This window comes from Vibrio sp. YT-17, assembly GCF_033337375.1.
GTDB lineage: Bacteria > Pseudomonadota > Gammaproteobacteria > Enterobacterales > Vibrionaceae > Vibrio > Vibrio alginolyticus.
Map to the genome: position 1 here is coordinate 106,107 of NZ_JAWOQP010000006.1, position 19,387 is coordinate 125,493.

The following is a 19,387-nucleotide window of genomic DNA, read 5'->3' on the forward strand; positions in this document are numbered from 1 at the left end:
TCACAACTTTCGTTACGACTATTTGTCTTCAAATCGAAGTGCGAGCTGATAGAAATCTTGTACTTGGTCTTTCAACTGTCGGCTATTTTGCTCAACTGAATGTGTTGCTGCCAAGTTTTGTTCTGCGGTCGAAGCAATAGAATGAATGTGCTGGTTTACATCACTAGATAGCTTTAACTGGTTATTCGCCGCTTCTGCTACATCAACCATCAGCCCACTCATGGTTTGCATCATCTGTTCAACTTCAGACAAACGCAACGCGCTTTGTTCTGCTACTTGAGAACAGGCATCGGTTTGCTCTTTGTTTGCCAGAATATCTTTCTGCCAACTTTGAATCGTTGCCAACATAGTGGAGATAGAGGCTTGGATTTGTTCAGTTGCATTGGATGTTCGCCCAGAAAGCGCGCGGACCTCATCAGCTACAACAGCAAAACCACGACCTTGCTCCCCTGCTCTTGCCGCTTCAATCGCCGCGTTGAGTGCCAGTAAATTGGTTTGCTCTGCGATCCCACCAATCTCTTCCATCAAATGGTTCACCTTCTGCGCCTGATCACTCAGTTGATACGTCGTTTCCGTCGCTTTTTCAGCTTGAAGGCTTAACTTCGCTAGATTGGTGTGCGTTTGATCAATGGTCTCCTTCGCCATCAAGCATGACTTCAATGTATCATCAATCAACATATGGGCATCATTGGTACTCGAAGAAACCGAATTTGCCGACGACTCCACCTCTTGGGTAGCATCTCGCACACGATGAATATCGGTATTTTGCTGATTTAATGCAGCCGAGACTTCTGCCGTTGTTTGACTGAGCTCTTCGGCGCAATGCTGCAAAGGCAATGCGGAGTCAGTCATTCTTCCTAACACGGTTCGAATTCTTGCGGATAGCATTTTGATATGGAAATCGGCAATCGAAAATGCCGTGTTACCGGAATAGATCAAGCGACTTACGCTGTCATATTGCTTTTGTAACTTTTTAAGTTGCTGAGGTGTATCAATTAACTCTTGGCGGAATAACAGAGCTAGAACACTTGCAGGTAACGCACTTGCAAGCCAAGCCAACGGCCCTTCAACAGACAACGCATATGCGGTTGCAGGTGCGGTTAGTGCACCAAGTAGAATCGCATAGCGAATGGTTTCATTGATTTTCAACGACCAAGTTCGGCCAGACTTCTCTGCAGCACGCATGCTTTTGTAGGCTTTTGTCGCAATATCAACCCACTCTCGCTTTGGTTTCACGCGCACTGATTGATACCCAACAACATGGTTGTCTTCGTAGATAGGGGTGACATAAGCATCAACCCAATAGTAACCGCCAGACTTAGTGGCATTCTTAACCATTCCACGCCAGGCTTTACCTTGTTTAAGGCGTGCCCACATGTCACCGAAAGCGGCTTTAGGCATATCATTATGACGAACTATATTGTGGTTCTGACCGACAAGTTCTTCGTGAGTGTATTCAGCAACGCGGCAAAAGGCTTCATTACAATATGTAATAACACCTTGTAAGTTCGTTGTTGAGACGAGCTCCTCAGACTCCCTCACGAGAGTTTCTTGAGCTTTATGAGAAATATTGGCTGACATAGACGAAACTTCTTTAGTTTTTATTGATTTTCGGCAAGATATATACAGGATTTTTATTTTTATTACAAAAAGTTAGATAAAAAGTCTTATCAAATCGACATTTTTATTGTGGGAATTCACATTATCGATAAAAAGATAAAGAAGAGATTGTTGATTTGAGCTAATAAACAAACCCGACACGATCGGCCGGGTTATATATTAAGCCTTAATTAAGCGGTTTGTGATTCTGGCTTTTTATTCGTTTTTAACGCAAACATCGCGATAACGAGTAACACAAATGGAAGAACATACAAATTAAGATTCTGCCAACCTACGGTAGACTCAAGCCAACCAGATAGTAATGCGGTGATGGTGACACAACTGAACACGAAGAATTCATTAAACGCTTGAGCCTTGCTTCTGTTTTTCGCTTCATAGCTTTGACTAAACAGCCCGGTTGCTGCGATAAACATAAAGTTCCACCCTATTCCTAACAGGATTAAAGCAAGGCTAAAATGCCAGATAGACACTCCATGTATGTTAATTCCAATACAAGCAACAAATAGCAATCCACCCGCTAAAATCATATTCTTAGCGCCAAACCGCTCTATCAGACGGCCCGTGACAAACGCAGGTGCAAACATACCCAACACGTGCCATTCGATCACTCCCGCCGCTTTATCAAAATCAAAGCCACAACCAATCATCGCTAAAGGAGTTGCTGTCATTAAAATGTTCATCACCGCGTACGCAACCATTGCCGCGATAACTGCCAGCATGAAATTAGGTCGACGAATAATCAGTCTCAGCTTATCCGCCTTAGCGTGTAGCGCCTGCGTGTGTGCAGGTGGAAAACGAATGGTTTGTAGCACAACCAACGCGGTTATATAAAGCACGACAAGCACAGCAAATGCACTAATGTATAAGCCATCACCTGACCACTGCTGCGAGTACACGGCCAGATTAGGCCCAAGGATCGCCGCTAACACCCCACCCGCCATAGATATCGAAATCGCCCTATGTCTTGCCGACTCTTCACACACTTCAATGGCAGCAAACCTGTATAGAGTACCGAAACCTATACCAACACCAAGCAAAAACGTAGACATGCAGAACAGATAGAAGTTTTGTTGACTTAATGCATACGTCGCTAGACTAGCACCCAAAATGCCAATGACATTACCAAGGCTAAAACCAAGGCGACGCCCTAACTTGCCCATAATTAGCGACGCGGGAATTGTCGCGGCCATCAGTCCCAAAAACTGCAGTGCAACTGGTAATGTGATAAAACTTGATGACGGCGCAAGTGTTTTGCCAATAAGGGCAATAACAGATATGAGTAAAATATTCCCTGTCATTAATAAGGCTTGGCAGAGGGATAGAAGCCATACATTACGATTCAATTCCAAATTCCTTTTGGTTACAACGTATACAGATAACATATAGGAAAGCAGAAACAATAGAAAGATATGAGAGTAATTCTCAACAAAAAGAGCCAGAGGCATAGTACCTCTGGCTCTTCACTATTCACTTTTCGCTTTTAAAAAGTTTTTCTGTTGAGCTTACTTGTTGCGGCGCGCTTTTACTGCATCAGAAAGCTGACGAAGTACCGTTTCCGTATCTTCCCAACCAATACATGCATCAGTGATCGACTGACCATAAGTGGCTGCTTTGCCATCCACTAAGTCTTGGCGACCTTCAACTAAATGAGACTCGATCATCACTCCAAAAATGGCTTCTTCGCCACCAGAGATTTGCTCGGATACATCATCAGACACCAGCATTTGACGCTTGAACTGCTTCGAGCTGTTAGCATGGCTAAAATCAATCATCACTTTTTTCGGCAGACCTGCGGTGTCCAGCTCATCTTTAATTTGAGCTACATGTGCTGCACTGTAGTTTGGTTCTTTACCGCCACGTAGAATAATATGGCAGTCTGGATTACCAGCGGTTTCTACGATCGCGGAATGACCGTATTTTGTTACTGAAAGGAAGTGATGGGAAGCGCTTGCAGAACGAATCGCGTCGCTCGCTATTTTAATATTCCCATCTGTACCGTTTTTGAAACCTACAGGACAAGAAAGACCAGAAGCAAGCTCGCGGTGAACCTGAGATTCTGTCGTACGAGCACCGATAGCTCCCCAACTGATCAAATCCGCCACGTACTGAGGTGTAATCATATCTAAGAATTCACTTGCCGTCGGCAAGCCCATATCGGTTAGATCAAGAAGAAGTTTACGTCCGATACGTAGACCATCATTTAGCTTATAGGTGTCATTTAAGTAAGGGTCATTGATAAGGCCTTTCCAACCAACGGTCGTACGCGGCTTTTCAAAATAAACTCGCATAACAACCTCAAGCTGCTCGCCCAGTTCATCACGTAATACTTTTAGCTTTTTACCGTACTCAACCGCGGCAGCCGGATCGTGAATAGAACACGGGCCAACGATCACGAGTAATCGATCGTCTTTTCCTTCAAGAATATTGTGAATGGCGTTACGGCAATCAAAAGTGGTCGAAGAAGCGGTTTCAGTCGCTGGGAACTTCTCTAATACTGCAACAGGTGGCAATAACTCTTTTACTCTATTTATTCTTACATCATCAGTTTGAAACATTACTTCTACTTCCTGGTTTTATTTCCGACCCCATTTTTACCAACTGAACTCATTGCAACATTGTTCACAAAGCGAGCAGCATCAAGGGCTGTGGTCATTTTCTGTCTAGCGTTTAAGTAACTTATCGGCTTAGGCGTAGACTTGCAATCAGTTTTTGCAAATAAATGCAAATAAAAACCACCTGTTAACCACCGCGCACAATGTAAAGTAAAGTTTACGAAAAAAAGTTCAAAATAATCATCAATTTTCTTATGCACCAAAAAATCTTTACTACAATGTAAGAAATATCAGAAGTTTGTGAGGTATTTTTGGGTAGTAAATGTTGATCAAGTTCAAATATATTGTTGCTTGATATGAAATGATTAGAATATTAAACTAATTTCTTATAAACGCTGGTTTTTTCTAATTTTTTGATAAAACGAAGTAGAAGTTAATATGCAATCAATACAAGGAAACATTATGAACAAAGTAGCAATTGCAGTAGCAGCAGTGGTAGCTGGTAGTAGCGCGCTTTTAAACTCTGCTCAAGCTGAAATGTACATCGGGGGCAAAGTGGGCATGACTACACTTGACGACGCTTGCTATCTAAATAGCCCTTGTGATGATGAAGCGTTCGGTGCAGGACTACATATCGGTTATGACTTTACCGATATCATCGGGCTAGAGTACGGCGTAGACTTCTTAGGCGACTATGAAGGAAACTCTAGGTCAGGGGCTAATACGATTAATACGATTGACGGCAATCTAACGGCTTTAACACTTGCACCTAAATTCAACTGGCACTTAAACGACTCTTGGAATCTATTTGCTAAGATCGGTGGTGCTTACATGATGTCTGATGACGAAACAGACTTTGTCCCAACAGGTTCTTTGGGTGCTGAATACTCGATCGATAGAAACTGGAGTGTTCGCGCTGAATACCAACGCTACCAAGACATGTCTGACGACGTGTGGGACGACATGGATGCTAACTTCTTTGGTATCGGTGTTAACTACAAATTCGCAGCAGCTCCAGTTGTTGCAGCAGTTGTAACGGAAGAAGTGATCGAGCCAGATCCAGAACCAGTGATGATGAGCAAGGTGCACAAAGAAGAGTACGGTACAGGTACGTTTGAATTCGATAGTGCTAAGTTAACAGATTCCGTTTCTGAACGTCTGGACAACTTTGTTTCATTCTTGAACGAATATCCTCAAGCTCAAGTAGAGATTACTGGTTACACGGATAGCTCAGGCCCTGCGGCATACAACCAAAAACTGTCTGAGCGTCGTGCTCAATCTGTTGCTGATTACCTAACCGCAGCTGGCATTGGTTCAGATCGTTTGACAGTTAAAGGGATGGGTGAAGAAAACCCAGTTGCTGACAACAGCACTCGCGAAGGTCGTGAGAAAAACCGTCGCGTAGAAGTTGTGGTACCTTCATTTGAATACCAAGAGCTAGTTCAGCCAGAATAAGTATCTATGATTCATGATCGATGATGTGGTAAAAATTAATGGGGTGCATTTGCACCCCGTTTTGATCTCATATTAAGGGATATTGCCACTATGGTTTTGGGAAAAAGATCAACTCATTATCTTGCACCATAACGCAATCCATACCAGCTGCATGCGCCGCTCGCTTCCCCAGCTCAGTATCCTCGAACACAAGACACTGTGACACCTCCAAGTCGAGTTGTTTCGCGGCCACCAAAAAGGTATCTGGAAAGGGTTTATGGTTCTCTACATCACTCGCGGTTACTACAACATCCAACTTGTCTAATAAACCTGCATGGCTTAATAAGCGCATGGCACTTTCTCGTTGGCTGCCAGTCCCGACTGCAATTTTCTTATGGCCTAAATATTCCTCTAACACGATGTTCGTGCAAGGAATAACGTCACCATGAAGCTCCATAGCAGCGAATGTTTCCATTTTAAATGTCGCGACAGTTTTAGGATCTAACGAAAGCTCATGCACACGATTTAGTTCCTCAACAATTTTAAAGCTCGGCATCCCTCCCAAACTGTGAAACCATTCCTGGCAAAACGGAAAATCAAAACGCTCAGCAGTTGCTTGCCAAGCTGCCAAGTGGGCTGGCATGGTATCGATTAGAGTACCATCCATATCAAATATGAATCCCTCATAGGGTCTAAAATCAATCGTGCTCATGTCTTTTCTTCTATTTGTGCATCTGTAATGTTAATTTATCAGCTCTTTCAATCGTCCTTACCGGCATTTACTTATCATGCTCAAAATTTCGAACTCCGTCACAATTCAAGAGTGGGAAATTCAATTATCCCCAATTAGAGCTCAAGGAAATGGTGGCCAGAACGTTAACAAGGTAGCGTCCGCTATACACCTGCGCTTTGATATCCGGCATTCAAGCTTACCTGACTTTTACAAAGAGCGATTACTTGCACTTTCTGATAGTCGTATAAGTAAAGATGGCGTGATCATCATCAAAGCGCAACAATTTCGGACACAAGAACAAAATAAGGAAGACGCCCTAAATCGGCTTCAAGCATTGATAAAAGCTGCCGCTTTACAGGAGAAGAAGCGTATTAAAACGAAACCAACCCGCGCTTCTCAACGCCGACGACTTGATACAAAAAACAAGCACGGAGCGAAAAAACAGCAACGTAAAAAAGTGCTGTATTAGTGCATGTCGTTTTCTCGACATGTTAGTTGAACAACGTTTGCTAGCCCTTGGAAATCTCATTGGATTTCTCTTTTTAGTTACTTATTCAGGAAACAACAATATGACTATTAGGCAAAAACTCTACTTCCTCGGAGTTATCGCCATTTTAGGCATCGTGGCCCTTTTGGGTACGTCATCCCATTTTGAAAATAAGAGCAATGATCTTAATCACGCCATCAAACTCGTTGGTGATCTAGAAATACGCTTACTCAACTTACGCAGAAATGAAAAAGATTTCCTACTGCGTAGTAATGACAAATATCTAAATAAGTTTGACGCCAATGTTGACAAGTTTATAGACACAGAAAAAGAGCTTGCGAACATACTCAAGAGTAATGAATTACCTTCCAGTCAACAATTTAAGCAAGACTTGCTCGCATACCAAAGGGGCTTTCAGAATCTGGTCAGCGCTTACCAACGATACGGGCTTGATTCAAAGAGTGGGCTTCTCGCCGGTTACGAACAAGCACTATTAGAAGCTAAACAACGTTCAGACCACCAGCAGTTATTGGCATTAGTCCGTTTTGACTCTGCGGTAAAAGCAGGACTATTCAATAGTGACTTGCTTGAGGGGCAATATGCTCCGGAGCTTATCAAAACAGGTAAGCAATTGGCGGCCCAAAAGCAAGTTGTTGGGGTTGCTTATGACAAAGGCCTACTCGGTGAAACTCGCGCATTATCCCATGCCGTAGAAGAGCAATTTGAAACCTTTTCCACAGCCCTTAGCTCTGCTGCCGCACAACGTGATGAACAAATGTCGACCATCAAGCAGGTCATTACAGCTCTGATCTTAGTCGTTATTTTCGCATTGATTTGGCAAATTTCACGTTCAATCAATACGCGAGTGAATAGCTTACTTGGCACCATTCGAAGTATCAGCGAAACGAACAACATGGGACTTCGATCTGATTTGAAAGGTCAAGACGAGCTATTTGATATCAGTCATCACCTCAATGACCTATTGGATAAGCTTGAGCATCTAATTAGTAGTACCCAAGAAAAATCGGCGCAACTCACTGCAAGTACCGATAATATGCATCGTGAGTTAGAAGGCGTTATGGAGCAATTCCACACTCAAACTGACCACACAGCATCAATGGCGACGGCAGTTCAGCAAATGGTTGCCACAATAGGTGAAATCTCTGAGAGCACATCAGTTGCGGTAGAAGGCGTACATCAGGCAGCGAATAATGCCGAACAAGGTCGAGGAGTTGTTGAGGCGACGGTAACCAACATCGGTCAACTAACCACGATTTTATCAAACAGCCAGCAGTCGATTGGCTCGCTGAATCAGCATGTAGATAAAATTGGTGGTGCCGTGAACATCATCCAAGAGATTGCAGAGCAAACCAACCTACTAGCTCTCAACGCAGCAATTGAAGCCGCGCGAGCAGGCGAACAAGGCCGCGGGTTTGCAGTTGTTGCCGATGAAGTACGCGCCCTAGCTAGCCGAACTCATCAATCCACTGAGGAAATCACGCGGGTCGTTGCAGATATTCAAACTCAAATGTCTACAGTTGTTGCTGATATTGATCAATGTAACGATCAAGGGCAACAAACACTTAATGCTTCTGAAAAACTGGATTCTAGCCTGCAACAGATCATTACTGACATGCATTCAATTCAAGGTAATTCGGAGCGCATAGCTTCAGCAATTGAAGAACAAGGTATCGTGATGAACCAAGTTAGCGGTTCAATCACCGAGCTAAACGCCATATCTGAGAATAACATGCAATCCGCTCAGGAATGCTTGCATGAAGTGAACTCTGTCTCTGCTCAAGCTCATGATATGGATGAAGCCGTTGCACAATTCAAAACTGCGCTAAAATAACCCTTTTCAAAATAGAAAGCCCGAGGCAATCATTGCTTCGGGCTTTTTTTCAATTGTCACTTCGTGCTTACTGCGCACTTCGGATGTGATTATTCATCATCAAGAGGAACCAGCTTGGTGTTGCCGCCATGAACTTTCTCACGCTGTCTTTGCACCAGGGCGTAGAAGCCTGGGATCAAGAATGTACCTGCTAGAAGCACACACAATAGACCACCAATCAGCGACACGCCGAGTGAGTTTTGACTCACGTGCCCCGCACCAGCGGCAAAGATAAGCGGGAAGATACCCAGGATAAATGACCAAGATGTCATATTCACAGCGCGGAAACGTAACGTGCCTCCTTTAACCGCTGCACTATCGATATCAGCATTTTTTTCTTCACGCTCTTGCTTGGCGAACTCCACAATCAAAATTGCGTTTTTCGCCGCCAAGGCTATGAGCAAGACAAGACCAATTTGGGCATACAAGTTAAGCGGCGTGCCAGTTAGATTCAACGCAAGGAAGGAACCTAACGTTGCTACTGGGACCACCAAAATAATAGCCAGTGGAATACTCCAACTCTCATACTGAGCCACCATAAACAAGTAAATGAATATCAAAGCCAGCGCAAACGCATAAATGGCTTGGTTGCCCGCAAGCACTTCCTGATAAGCCATACCTGTCCATTCATACGTGTACCCTTGCGGAAGAACTTCAGCAGCAACGCGTTCCATTGCTGCAATCGCATCACCACTAGAGTAACCCGGAGCTGGTTGGCCTTGAATGATAGCACTGCGGTACATGTTGTAACGCCACGCCACATCAGGCTCAAACACTTGCTCGTAGCTCACTAGCGTACTTAACGGGACCATATCACCGTTCGAAGAACGAACATGGAAACGCTCTAGATCTTCCATGCTGCTACGGTGCTGGCTATCAGCTTGCATGGTTACGCGGAAGTTCTTACCAAACATGGTGAAGTCATTCACATAAAGCGAACCTAAGTTGCCTTGCAAGGTTTGGAAAATAGACGACAGCGAAATACCTAATTGCTGCGCTTTCTCACGATCGATATCAACGTAGTAGTGCGGAACATTCGCGCGGAACGTGCTAAACGTGTAGGCAATTTCAGGCGCTTGGTTAGCCGCTTGGATCATTTCTCCCATGACCATCGACAAGTCGGTACGACTTCGCCCTAGCGTGTCTTCAAGCACAAACTCAAAACCAGACGCAGCGCCCATACCTGGAACCGCCGGTGGTCCCATCGCAAAAACAACCGCTTGAGGTAACTCTGTCGCCGCTCGCCCGTTAATACGTGCCGCGATAGCATTAGCAGAGTGCTCTCCTTGCAGCGAGTTACGAGTATCCCAGTCATGCAATTTGATAAATACAGAAGCACCGTTTGATGCTGCTGCGCCTGTCATAAACGAGTAACCGTTCGCAACCGTCACACCATCCACACCAGGCTCTTCACCGATCATTTTCATTAAATCATTGGTGACTTCTTCAGTACGTGATAAAGAGGCTGAATCTGGTAGCTGTACGTTAACCAGCAAAATGCCTTTATCTTCTTGAGGAACAAACGCTGTAGAGGTGGTTTTCGCAAAGAAAGTGACCGCTGCGATAGCAACTATAAAGAACGTCACGAGCAGTAAAGACTTCTTCACCAAGAAACCAGCGATCTGGCCATAACGCGTAGTGATGCGCTCTAAGCCTCTGTTGAAAGCCTGGAACCAGTTAGCGGTATTGCCCCCACCCTGCTTCAATACCAGAGAACAAAGTGCTGGAGACAGCGTCAATGCATTGATGGATGAAATCACAACCGAAATACAGATGGTCAAAGCGAACTGGCGATACATGATACCGGTGATACCTGGCAGCATGGCGACGGGTATGAATACCGCAAGTAGAACCAAGGTCGACGTGATGATTGGTCCCGTTACTTCTTTCATCGCTAGCAACGTCGCTTTACGCGGTGAAATGCTTGGGTCTTTCGCCATGGTAGTATCGACGTTTTCGATAACCAGAATCGCATCGTCCACCACGATACCAATCGCAAGGATCAAGCCAAACAAAGTAACCGTATTAATGGTGAAGCCCGTTGCCTGCATGATGGCAAACGTACCAATCAGAGAAACGGGGATCGCGACAACAGGAATCAACGTTGCACGCGCACTACCCAAGAACAAGTAAGTTACAGCAATCACCAATAGAATCGCTTCAATCAGTGTTTTTACTACCCCTTTGATCGATTCAGATACGAACACGGTTGTATCGTAGCTGGTCTCGTATTCCATTCCCTCTGGGAAGTTTTTGCTCAAGCCTTCAAGGAGCTCCATGACGGCCTGACCACTTTCTAACGCATTCGCATCCGATTGAAGAGACAACGCAACGATTGACGCGTCCTGGCCACGGAACTTACCGTTACCATCGTAGAACTTTTTGCCTAGTTCAACGCGAGCAACATCTTTCAGATAAACCGTAGAGCCATTGGGATTAGCTCGAAGGACTACGTTCTCAAACTCACTCACGCTTTCCAAGCGACCTTTGGTCACAAGGTTAAACTGAACTTCTTGCGGATTGTTGTATGGTGCTGCACCTACACGCCCTGCCGCAACTTGAACGTTCTGTTCAGCCAAAGCGGCGTATACGTCTGACGTGGTTAGCTTAAGGTTGGCCATTTTTTCAGGATCTAACCAAACACGCATTGCGTATTCGCCACCACCAATCACGTTAACTTCACTGATACCTTTCGCACGAGCCAACTGATCTTTTACATTCAAGTTAATGTAGTTAATCAAGAACTGATCATCGTATTTGCCATCAGGTGAATAGAAGTTAAGTACCATCAGCAAGTCAGGTGAACGCTTTTTCACCGTCACACCAACCATGCGAACTTCTTGAGGCAGTTTTGACTCAATCTGTGACACGCGGTTTTGCACGTTAACTTGCGCCATATCTGGATCGGTGCCAACATCGAACGTGACGTTTAGGCTGTAAGAGCCATCGTTCGCGCTCTTTGAAGACATGTATATCATATCCTCAACGCCGTTGACTGAGGTCTCTATGGGGTCCGCAATGGCCTGCTCGACAACTTCCGCACTCGCGCCAGTGTAGTAAGCCGAAACGCTTACTGATGGCGGGCTTATCTGTGGATACTCAGCCACTGGCAAAATCGCCAGTGAGATCGCGCCGGCTAGCGTTAATATGATCGAAATAACCAGCGCGAATTTAGGTCTCTGAATAAAGAAACGACTTAACATAGTGCCCCCTACTGCTTATCTTCAGCAGGTGCTTGAAGGCGCACTTCTACACCATTACGCACACGTTGTAGGCCTTGTGTAATAACCGTATCTTCCTGATCGAGCCCTTCTCGAATGATAATGCCTTGTTCAACCTGAGGGCCAAGCTCGACGTTACGACGCTCTGCCACACTTCCCTCAGCCATCACCATCACAAAGTCACCTTCTAAGTCAGTCTGTACGGCACGTCGTGGGATAACAATAACGTCTTTCGTGTTCTTATCTCTCAAGTTCACTTTGATGTGTTGACCCGGAAGTAACTTCTGCTCTGGGTTTGGCACTAGCGCGCGCATAGCAATCGTACCCGTTTTGGTGTCAATACGATTACCTAAGAAATCAAGCTTACCAAGATGCTCAAAAAACTGTCCATTTTCCAGTTCAAGCTGAACTTCAACGCGGTTTGATTCAGCCGAGCCATCACCTTTTACTTGATCCATACCCATAGCTAAACGCTCACGCTCACTCACACTAAATGAGGTATGAACTGGATCTAAACTCACCAGAGTTGTCAGCACGCCAGATGACGGAGAAACCAGATCACCCGTACTCACTTTGGTATCACTAATACGTCCGCTAAAAGGTGCTCGGATTTGAGTATAGGAAAGGTTAACTTCAGCAAGTTTAAGTTGAGCATTTTCCGCTTCTAGCTCTGCTCTCGCACCAAGAAGTGCCGCAGTTAAAGCATCAAACTCAGATTGAGAGATACTACCGCGAGGCAACAAGTTTTTACCTCGAGTATGATCTAATTCGGCTTTTTTTAGCGCCGCTTTAGCTTGTGCAAGTGCGGCTTTAGCACTCGCGACTTGGGCTTCAAAAGAAGATGGCTCGATAGAGTAAAGGAGCTGCCCTTTTTCTACCATTTGCCCCTCTTCAAAGTGACGAGCTTTTAAGTAGCCAGAAATCTGCGCGGTAATATTGGTATCTTCTACTGCTTCAATGCGACCGATATAAGACTTGCTCGGTTGGTAGTCGATAACCGTGACATCCTGAGTCACTACGAGAGGCGCTTGACCTTTCGTTTGGGCATTATTAGCTTCCCCGCATCCAGCGAGGATTGCTGTAGCCGCCATTAGTGCGACAAGTGGTTTCTTTTGCATGTATTTACCGTCTTTATAGAACAGGATATTGTTGAATTCCTATCAACCTTACTCCTTGCTGCCACTGAAAACTTCACTGAAAAGCGTCCAAGGTGTTTCTAAATGTAAACATGAGAAACAAAAGGAAAATAAAGTAATTTAGTTAACAGTGGTATTCAATGAGCAATATACATACAACTCAATCATAACTATTTAATATACGCCTTAGGAGATCGCGAATTTTAGCGTGTGCTTGGAAACACTAACGGGAGTATTGTATTCGGGCGTAAAGTGAGATTCAGTGCTCAAGATAAGAACGTTTTGTGGCTAAAAAGGTAAAAAGTGACGCCTTCATACTCAAGACCCCGATTTTGACTATTTTTTTAATATAAATGGGTTATCATTCAATTAATTCAACGCCTTCGACAGAGAGGATGACTATGATTTCTAAATGGGCGAAACGCTTTTACCAGATGGCAGAACTAGTGGCGTCTTGGAGTAAGGACCCATCAACACAAGTCGGTGCCGTTATTACTAAACAGAATCGCATTGTATCTGTTGGATTTAATGGCTATCCGCATGGTGTTTCTGACAGTGTCGACACCGATGAGCGCGAGTTGAAATACCTTAAAACACTGCACGCGGAAGAGAACGCAATTTTGTTCTCAAAACGTGACTTAGACGGATGTGATATTTGGGTAACGCATTTTCCTTGCCCTAACTGCGCGGCAAAGATCATTCAAACAGGGATCTCACACGTACACTGCCCTGAGCAGTCTGAAGACTTTTTATCTCGCTGGGGAGATAAAATCCAAGTCAGTCAAGATATGTTCGATCAAGCGGGTGTGAAAGTCGACTGGTTACCGCTAGAAGACATTGAAATTGAAGACAAAGACGTGCGCTAGTATCCCATCTTAATAGTTAAATAGCCCAGAGAGATCTGGGCTATTTTGTTATTAAATCTGCAAGAGGTCTCGACGTAGTCTTTTAACTGTGTTTTTTCGCTGTGAGCTCAGCAATTTTGACAATAACGAGTACTGATTTTTCCATCATTTCAACAGAAATAAACTCATGAATTCCGTGGAAGTTAAAACCACCGGTGAAGATATTCGGGCACGGCAAACCCATAAAAGATAAACGAGCACCATCTGTACCACCACGAATAGGTTTTATAATCGGTTCCACATCACACGCTTCCATCGCTTGCTTTGCCAGCTCAATGATATGAGGGTAAGGCTCAACCATTTCTCTCATATTGTAATAGCTGTCTTTTATTTTTAGCTCTACAGAACCATGGCGTAAACCCGTGTTCATTTCATCGACGAGTTTCTGCATAAAGGCTTTTCGATCCTCAAGTCTTTGACGGTCAAAGTCTCTAATAATGTAACCTAGCTCGCTTCGTGCAACGCCCATTTCTGCCGATTTTAGATGGAAGAACCCTTCGTAACCTTCGGTTGTTTCCGGAGTTTGATCTTGGGGCATTTGAACTTGAAATTTCGCAGCCAAGTTCATCGCATTGACCATTTTGCCTTTTGCAGTACCTGGATGAACGCTAACACCATGAAAAATTACATCAGCGTTTGCTGCATTAAAGTTTTCGTATTCCAACTCACCTTGCGGGCCACCATCTATAGTGTATGCCCATTTCGCGCCAAATTTTTTAACATTAAACAAATCTGCACCACGACCGATTTCTTCATCCGGAGTAAAGCCGATACAAATGTCGCCGTGTGGAATGTCTGGGTTTTCCAGTAGCAGAGCTACCGCGGAAAGAATCTCTGCGATACCAGCTTTGTTATCCGCGCCAAGTAATGTAGTGCCATCGGTAGTAATAAGATTGTGGCCATGTAGGTGATGTAAATCTGGGTATTGCACGGGAGATAACACTTCGTCCCCCAACCCTAATGCAATATCGCCGCCCTGGTAATCTTCGATGAATTGCGGCTTTACGTTTTTGCCAGATGCATCCGGCGCGGTATCCATATGGGCAATGAAGCCGATAGGAGGAACCTCATAATCAACATTGGCTGGCAGTTTAGCCATCAAGTAGCCATTTTTATCCAAAGTCACGTCACTTAAACCAAGCTCGATCATCTCTTTTTTAAGTAACTCAGCAAACACAAGCTGACCAGGTGAACTTGGGCAAAGCGTCACATGTGGATTGGATTGGGTATCAAACGTGGCGTATCGAAGAAATCTTTCAACTAAATGTTTCATATTTATTCTCATTGTTTTGTACGATGAGGCCTTATCACGCATTAATAAGCTGACGTTGCCTCATCAAACCTCACGCTATGTTACGCTCTTAGCTCAATAAGAATTTGCTTTGAATCATTTTTTGATAAGAAAGGCTTTTGCGCTTTGCTTTCGCTCATTGAAGCATGAATTTAATCTAAAAGTTCCTCAGCCAGTACTCGCCACTCTTTAACCTTTTCACGAAAATGACGCCATTGCTTATCGGTCATCGAACGAGAAACATCTAATGTCAGTTGATCAACCAATGCAAAGTTAGAGTCAATATTCAGAGAAAGCTGTTCACTATAATAACTCTCTGGCTCGAACAAGAGTCGCATAAATATATCTTGATAAGTCACAACATTAGATTTGTTGTCGAACAAGTATTCGAGCTCTTGATATACCGTGGCTCGATAATCTCTCCATAAAGGGCTGTTTAAAATAACTTGCTGAGAAAATCTTTGAGCTAATTGACGCTGATTTCCTGATAGATTCCCTAGCCATTCTTCCATCCACTCTTCAGTGTTATCCAGAATAATTTCACGCACTTCGTCTTCTGTCTTATCGGCATATTTTGCGTTTCGCTCTTGATAATGTTCTTGTACATTACTCAAAAACTCGCGTTCTTGCTCTTTCGTTAACTGCAAACTTAACGCAAAAAGATCTGGTGCTGCTTTGCTTACCACTCTATCGTAATGCGCTCGCGTTCTATCTCGATTTTGTTGTAAGTAATTTAAGGTGATATCGCTCGCTTTTAATCTCTCAAGGTCTTTTAAATGTTCGATATATAATGGTAACTCCTCTTTCTTGTGCCAGTCTGCCAACAATAATAAACGCTCTTCCACTAGGACTTTTTGTTCCCCTTGCAACGAGACATAGTCCTCTAAGTAATCGAGCACGAACCAATCGATATTGCTGTATAAAAACTTTTTCGCACAACCGGCAAGCAGAAATACGAAACAAAATAGAAGGCCATAACGAAGCGCCTTATTAGATACACCCTTTAATTTAGTCACTTATTCGTATTCCCTTTTATGTTGATTAAGTTCTATACTCAACCTGTATCACTTAGTATTGCGGCAAACTTACACCAGTGTGACAAATATTGATTGCCACCTTAATAATATATAGAGTTTGAAATTAACTTTTTGATCACAGCTATCCGCAAAAAAGTGAGTTAGAGCGCAATTATCGGCTAAAAAACGTACCGAACGACGCTCCCTATAACGGCATATAATTTGCATGGATGTTTTTTGGATGGTTTATGGAGGCGAAGTATGGCAGCCGCTGAGCAACTTGATACCAGTGTAGAATATGAGATTCGATATTTTGAACAGGGGAAAATGCACTGCATGAGAGTCATTGCTGAAAGCAAAAAAGTGGCTTATCAGTACTATTTGGAGTGTGGTAAGCACAACAGTGACTTGTACTCTATTCGCCCAGACAAGTAAAAAAACCGCCTAAAAGGCGGTTTTTTTATTCGTCAGAATCCATATAACTATTTGATTTTATTTATTATTATAGATTAAAATCCAACAATGTTATTTGATGTCGCCAAAGCGCTCAAGATAAAGGACGGTTGCTGCAGTACGAGAAGGAACTTGAAGCTTTTTAAGTAAACTCTTCATATGTACTTTAACCGTAGACTCAGAGATAAAAAGACGATCGGCAATTTGCTTGTTGCGGAAACCTCTTGCCACCTCTCTTAAGATCTGCGATTCACGATCGGTCAGTGTATCAAACACGTCCTCTTGCTCTGAACGTTCACTCAAATACTTAGAAACTTCTTGGCTGTATGCCTTGTCCCCTTGGTGCGCTTGTTTTAGCAACTCAACCAACTCATCAGGCTCAGTGTCTTTCAATAAATAGCCATCGGCACCACTTCGAACTATTGCTTCTATATCTGCTGGGCTATCTGAAACGGTTAGAATGACAATTCTGGCTTCACAGCCATCTGCACGCAGTGCTTGCAAAGTATCAAGGCCAGACATGCCTTTCATATTAAGATCAAGAAGTACAAGATCCAGTTCTAGCTCATGCGCTTTCGCTACTGCATCCGCGCCATTACTTGCTTCTGCAATGACCTCAAACTCAGGCTCAAAGCTTAAAAGCTGGTGGATACCTCTTCGCATGAGTGGATGATCATCCACCAGCATTACTTTACACACTGTCACTGTTTACTTCCTTACTATGTTGGAATTCTAATTTTACGGTACAACCTTTGTTTATCGATGCTTCGATGTGCAGATCGGCATGCAGTCTAGCGGCCCGCTCTTGCATGATACTCATACCGTAATGATTTAATTTTTCGTCTTGATGTTCAAAGCCTATTCCATCGTCGCTAACGGTTACTGTGACTTTTCCATCATTATCGAGACATTGAATGTGAATATTATCTGCTTGCGCATGTTTGATTGCATTAATTGCCGCTTCTCTTATCAACTGTAGTAAATGAACCTGCTGATGTGCATCCAGTTCAGTTGATGAAAGTCTATTTTTTAGCGTAATGTCCGCAGCAGTTTGTTCACTGAGCGTTTCAACCATGTCTTGCAATGCTTGGCCAAAACTGCCCTCTTTAATCGTAAGACGAAACGTCGTCAGTAACTCGCGTAACTGCGTATACGCGGCAGATAAGCCCGTATCTAGCTCAGCAATAACTTGATTAGCCTGCGCGATCGCCTTTTCGTCAGGCAAGTTCTTTACGCTTCTCTTTAACAAAGCGACCTGAATTTTTAAGTAAGAGAGTGCTTGAGCCAATGAATCATGCAACTCCCGAGCAATAGTGGCTCGCTCTTCCATCAGCAGAATTTGTTCTGCTTGGCGCTGCGCCCGATTGTAATACACGGCGCGTGATAAAATCTGCACGAAGTTGTCAATAAGAGCCTCGTTCGGACAAGGTAACCCTGCTTTCCAATATAAATAGCCCAAGTGCTCATCATCTAGCATCAGGGCTTTACCGTGGCAATCTTCATCACAATCTTGGCAGCATTCTTCTCCTTCCATCAATATCCAGCTCGGTTCTCCTAGCTGCTCGATTTCAAGTTTGACCGCTTTAATGCCCTCAAGACTGACGATATGCTGCAAAATCGCCTGGAAATTGTCTTGATTAATACGCGACGCCGTGAGTTCTTTTGACGAGTCGTACAGCACTTCTAAAGACTGGTTGGCATGCTGCAATTTACGTGTTTTCTCATCAACCGCTTGTTCTAATCCTCGGTACAACTTACCAAGGTCTGTCGCCATCCGGTTAAAGGTTCGAGTCAGTATTCCCATTTCATTATCGCTGGATACATTGAGCGATATATTGAATGAGCGATTTTTAATTTGCTCGCTAGCAAAAACTAAGGCACGCAGAGGCCGAACAACTTCGAGGCGCACAAAATGAACGACAAACATACTGACACAAAGAATGCCACCCAACCCTAACCCGCCGATCCAGGCTAAGTTAATCAGTTTTTGCTCCGAAAAGCTTTGTAGCTTAAATACAAACTCATCGATTTGTTCAACAAAACCGGCCACTAGGAGTTGATATTCTGCCGGGTTGTCTCCTCTAAGCACCGCCTTGAGTTCATGCCATCTGATAATAAGACGGTAGTAATCGTGAGTGATGTCTTCTGGCACAGACCAATGCTGAAGCGCTTTCATTGAAGGTGAATATATCGAATGTTCAAATGCGTCAATATGTGAAGAATAGTCAACAGATTTAACCTGAATATCATTCGCCAGACGGTAGCTTTGCATTCGCATCGAGCCAGCAACATTGACGGCTTCAGCATCGTTCAAACTGGACGCTAACGTAAAAATCGCAAAACCAGTCGTAGCGACTGAGAGCAGCAAAATAAGAAGCATCGCGGACGCAATCGTGCGCGTCACCGACTTTTTCACATTTTTAAACAATCTGAGTTCCTCGCCCATTAACAATCCTATTTTTACGTGCAATGAACCCATTACCTTTCAACTTTATCAATATGTGATCACCTGCGACGGAATTTATTGATCCAAAACAATATTGCATACCATTTACCCCCTAAGAGGTATTTATACAAATATGTCAAAAACTACAATTTCGTTAGTTTAAATGACAGTTTATTAATGAAAATTGTGGACTATGCTTAGT

Annotated in this window: 15 protein-coding genes; 5 read left to right on the plus strand and 10 right to left on the minus strand. The window is 43.8% G+C overall.

Features of this window, described 5'->3' with window-relative positions:
* Positions 1 to 18 precede the first annotated feature (18 nt).
* The 3 genes from R7F67_RS08050 to aroG all read right to left on the minus strand — a co-directional run bounded on the left by R7F67_RS08050 (position 19) and on the right by aroG (position 4,175).
* Positions 19 to 1,581 (minus strand): methyl-accepting chemotaxis protein, encoded by a 1,563-nt coding sequence (locus R7F67_RS08050; RefSeq protein WP_017819900.1) that lies wholly within the window; start codon positions 1,579 to 1,581, stop codon positions 19 to 21.
* Between the two features lie 209 nt (positions 1,582 to 1,790).
* Complete coding sequence (locus R7F67_RS08055) at positions 1,791 to 2,963, minus strand: MFS transporter (protein ID WP_025767923.1); 1,173 nt, start codon at positions 2,961 to 2,963, stop codon at positions 1,791 to 1,793.
* 159 nt (positions 2,964 to 3,122) lie between these two features.
* Positions 3,123 to 4,175, minus strand: a complete 1,053-nt coding sequence (gene aroG / locus R7F67_RS08060) for a 3-deoxy-7-phosphoheptulonate synthase AroG (RefSeq protein WP_005389030.1) — start codon at positions 4,173 to 4,175, stop codon at positions 3,123 to 3,125.
* 459 nt (positions 4,176 to 4,634) lie between these two features.
* Here aroG and R7F67_RS08065 point away from each other — a divergent pair, with 459 nt between their 5' ends.
* Positions 4,635 to 5,627 carry an OmpA family protein gene (locus R7F67_RS08065; protein WP_042522668.1) on the plus strand — a complete coding sequence of 331 codons (993 nt, stop codon included), beginning with the start codon at positions 4,635 to 4,637 and terminating at the stop codon, positions 5,625 to 5,627.
* Positions 5,628 to 5,715: 88 nt separating this feature from the next.
* Here the strand turns inward: R7F67_RS08065 and R7F67_RS08070 are convergent, their stop codons facing one another.
* Positions 5,716 to 6,318: a beta-phosphoglucomutase family hydrolase gene (locus tag R7F67_RS08070; RefSeq protein ID WP_005389034.1), complete on the minus strand. Its 603-nt coding sequence runs from the start codon at positions 6,316 to 6,318 to the stop codon at positions 5,716 to 5,718.
* Positions 6,319 to 6,394: 76 nt separating this feature from the next.
* On the opposite strand from R7F67_RS08070, the gene arfB reads away from it, so the two are divergent.
* Positions 6,395 to 6,808 carry an alternative ribosome rescue aminoacyl-tRNA hydrolase ArfB gene (gene arfB / locus R7F67_RS08075; protein ID WP_017635196.1) on the plus strand — a complete coding sequence of 138 codons (414 nt, stop codon included), beginning with the start codon at positions 6,395 to 6,397 and terminating at the stop codon, positions 6,806 to 6,808.
* 100 nt (positions 6,809 to 6,908) lie between these two features.
* On the plus strand, positions 6,909 to 8,678 hold the full coding sequence (locus R7F67_RS08080) for a methyl-accepting chemotaxis protein (RefSeq protein WP_025767924.1): 1,770 nt from the start codon (positions 6,909 to 6,911) through the stop codon (positions 8,676 to 8,678).
* Positions 8,679 to 8,767: 89 nt separating this feature from the next.
* On the opposite strand, the gene vmeZ is transcribed toward R7F67_RS08080, so the two are convergent.
* Both vmeZ and vmeY read right to left on the minus strand, forming a co-directional pair.
* Positions 8,768 to 11,920: a multidrug efflux RND transporter permease subunit VmeZ gene (vmeZ, locus tag R7F67_RS08085; protein ID WP_086047498.1), complete on the minus strand. Its 3,153-nt coding sequence runs from the start codon at positions 11,918 to 11,920 to the stop codon at positions 8,768 to 8,770.
* Between the two features lie 8 nt (positions 11,921 to 11,928).
* Positions 11,929 to 13,056, minus strand: coding sequence for a multidrug efflux RND transporter periplasmic adaptor subunit VmeY (vmeY, locus tag R7F67_RS08090; protein WP_042522670.1), 1,128 nt, complete (start codon positions 13,054 to 13,056; stop codon positions 11,929 to 11,931).
* A gap of 419 nt (positions 13,057 to 13,475) precedes the next feature.
* Here vmeY and R7F67_RS08095 point away from each other — a divergent pair, with 419 nt between their 5' ends.
* Positions 13,476 to 13,940, plus strand: coding sequence for a dCMP deaminase family protein (locus R7F67_RS08095; RefSeq protein ID WP_005373515.1), 465 nt, complete (start codon positions 13,476 to 13,478; stop codon positions 13,938 to 13,940).
* An 82-nt stretch (positions 13,941 to 14,022) separates the two neighbouring features.
* Here R7F67_RS08095 and pepT read toward each other — a convergent pair whose 3' ends face one another.
* A complete protein-coding gene (pepT, locus tag R7F67_RS08100) occupies positions 14,023 to 15,252 on the minus strand; it encodes a peptidase T (RefSeq protein ID WP_258475555.1) in 1,230 nt (409 codons plus the stop codon).
* A 170-nt stretch (positions 15,253 to 15,422) separates the two neighbouring features.
* Positions 15,423 to 16,286 carry a DUF6279 family lipoprotein gene (locus R7F67_RS08105; RefSeq protein ID WP_042522672.1) on the minus strand — a complete coding sequence of 288 codons (864 nt, stop codon included), beginning with the start codon at positions 16,284 to 16,286 and terminating at the stop codon, positions 15,423 to 15,425.
* A gap of 261 nt (positions 16,287 to 16,547) precedes the next feature.
* Here R7F67_RS08105 and R7F67_RS08110 point away from each other — a divergent pair, with 261 nt between their 5' ends.
* On the plus strand, positions 16,548 to 16,721 hold the full coding sequence (locus R7F67_RS08110) for a hypothetical protein (RefSeq protein WP_005373524.1): 174 nt from the start codon (positions 16,548 to 16,550) through the stop codon (positions 16,719 to 16,721).
* A 90-nt stretch (positions 16,722 to 16,811) separates the two neighbouring features.
* Here the strand turns inward: R7F67_RS08110 and R7F67_RS08115 are convergent, their stop codons facing one another.
* Together R7F67_RS08115 and narQ are read right to left on the minus strand one after the other, a co-directional pair.
* Positions 16,812 to 17,426, minus strand: coding sequence for a response regulator (locus R7F67_RS08115; protein ID WP_031777156.1), 615 nt, complete (start codon positions 17,424 to 17,426; stop codon positions 16,812 to 16,814).
* 4 nt (positions 17,427 to 17,430) lie between these two features.
* On the minus strand, positions 17,431 to 19,167 hold the full coding sequence (gene narQ / locus R7F67_RS08120) for a nitrate/nitrite two-component system sensor histidine kinase NarQ (protein ID WP_042522694.1): 1,737 nt from the start codon (positions 19,165 to 19,167) through the stop codon (positions 17,431 to 17,433).
* Positions 19,168 to 19,387: the final 220 nt, after the last annotated feature.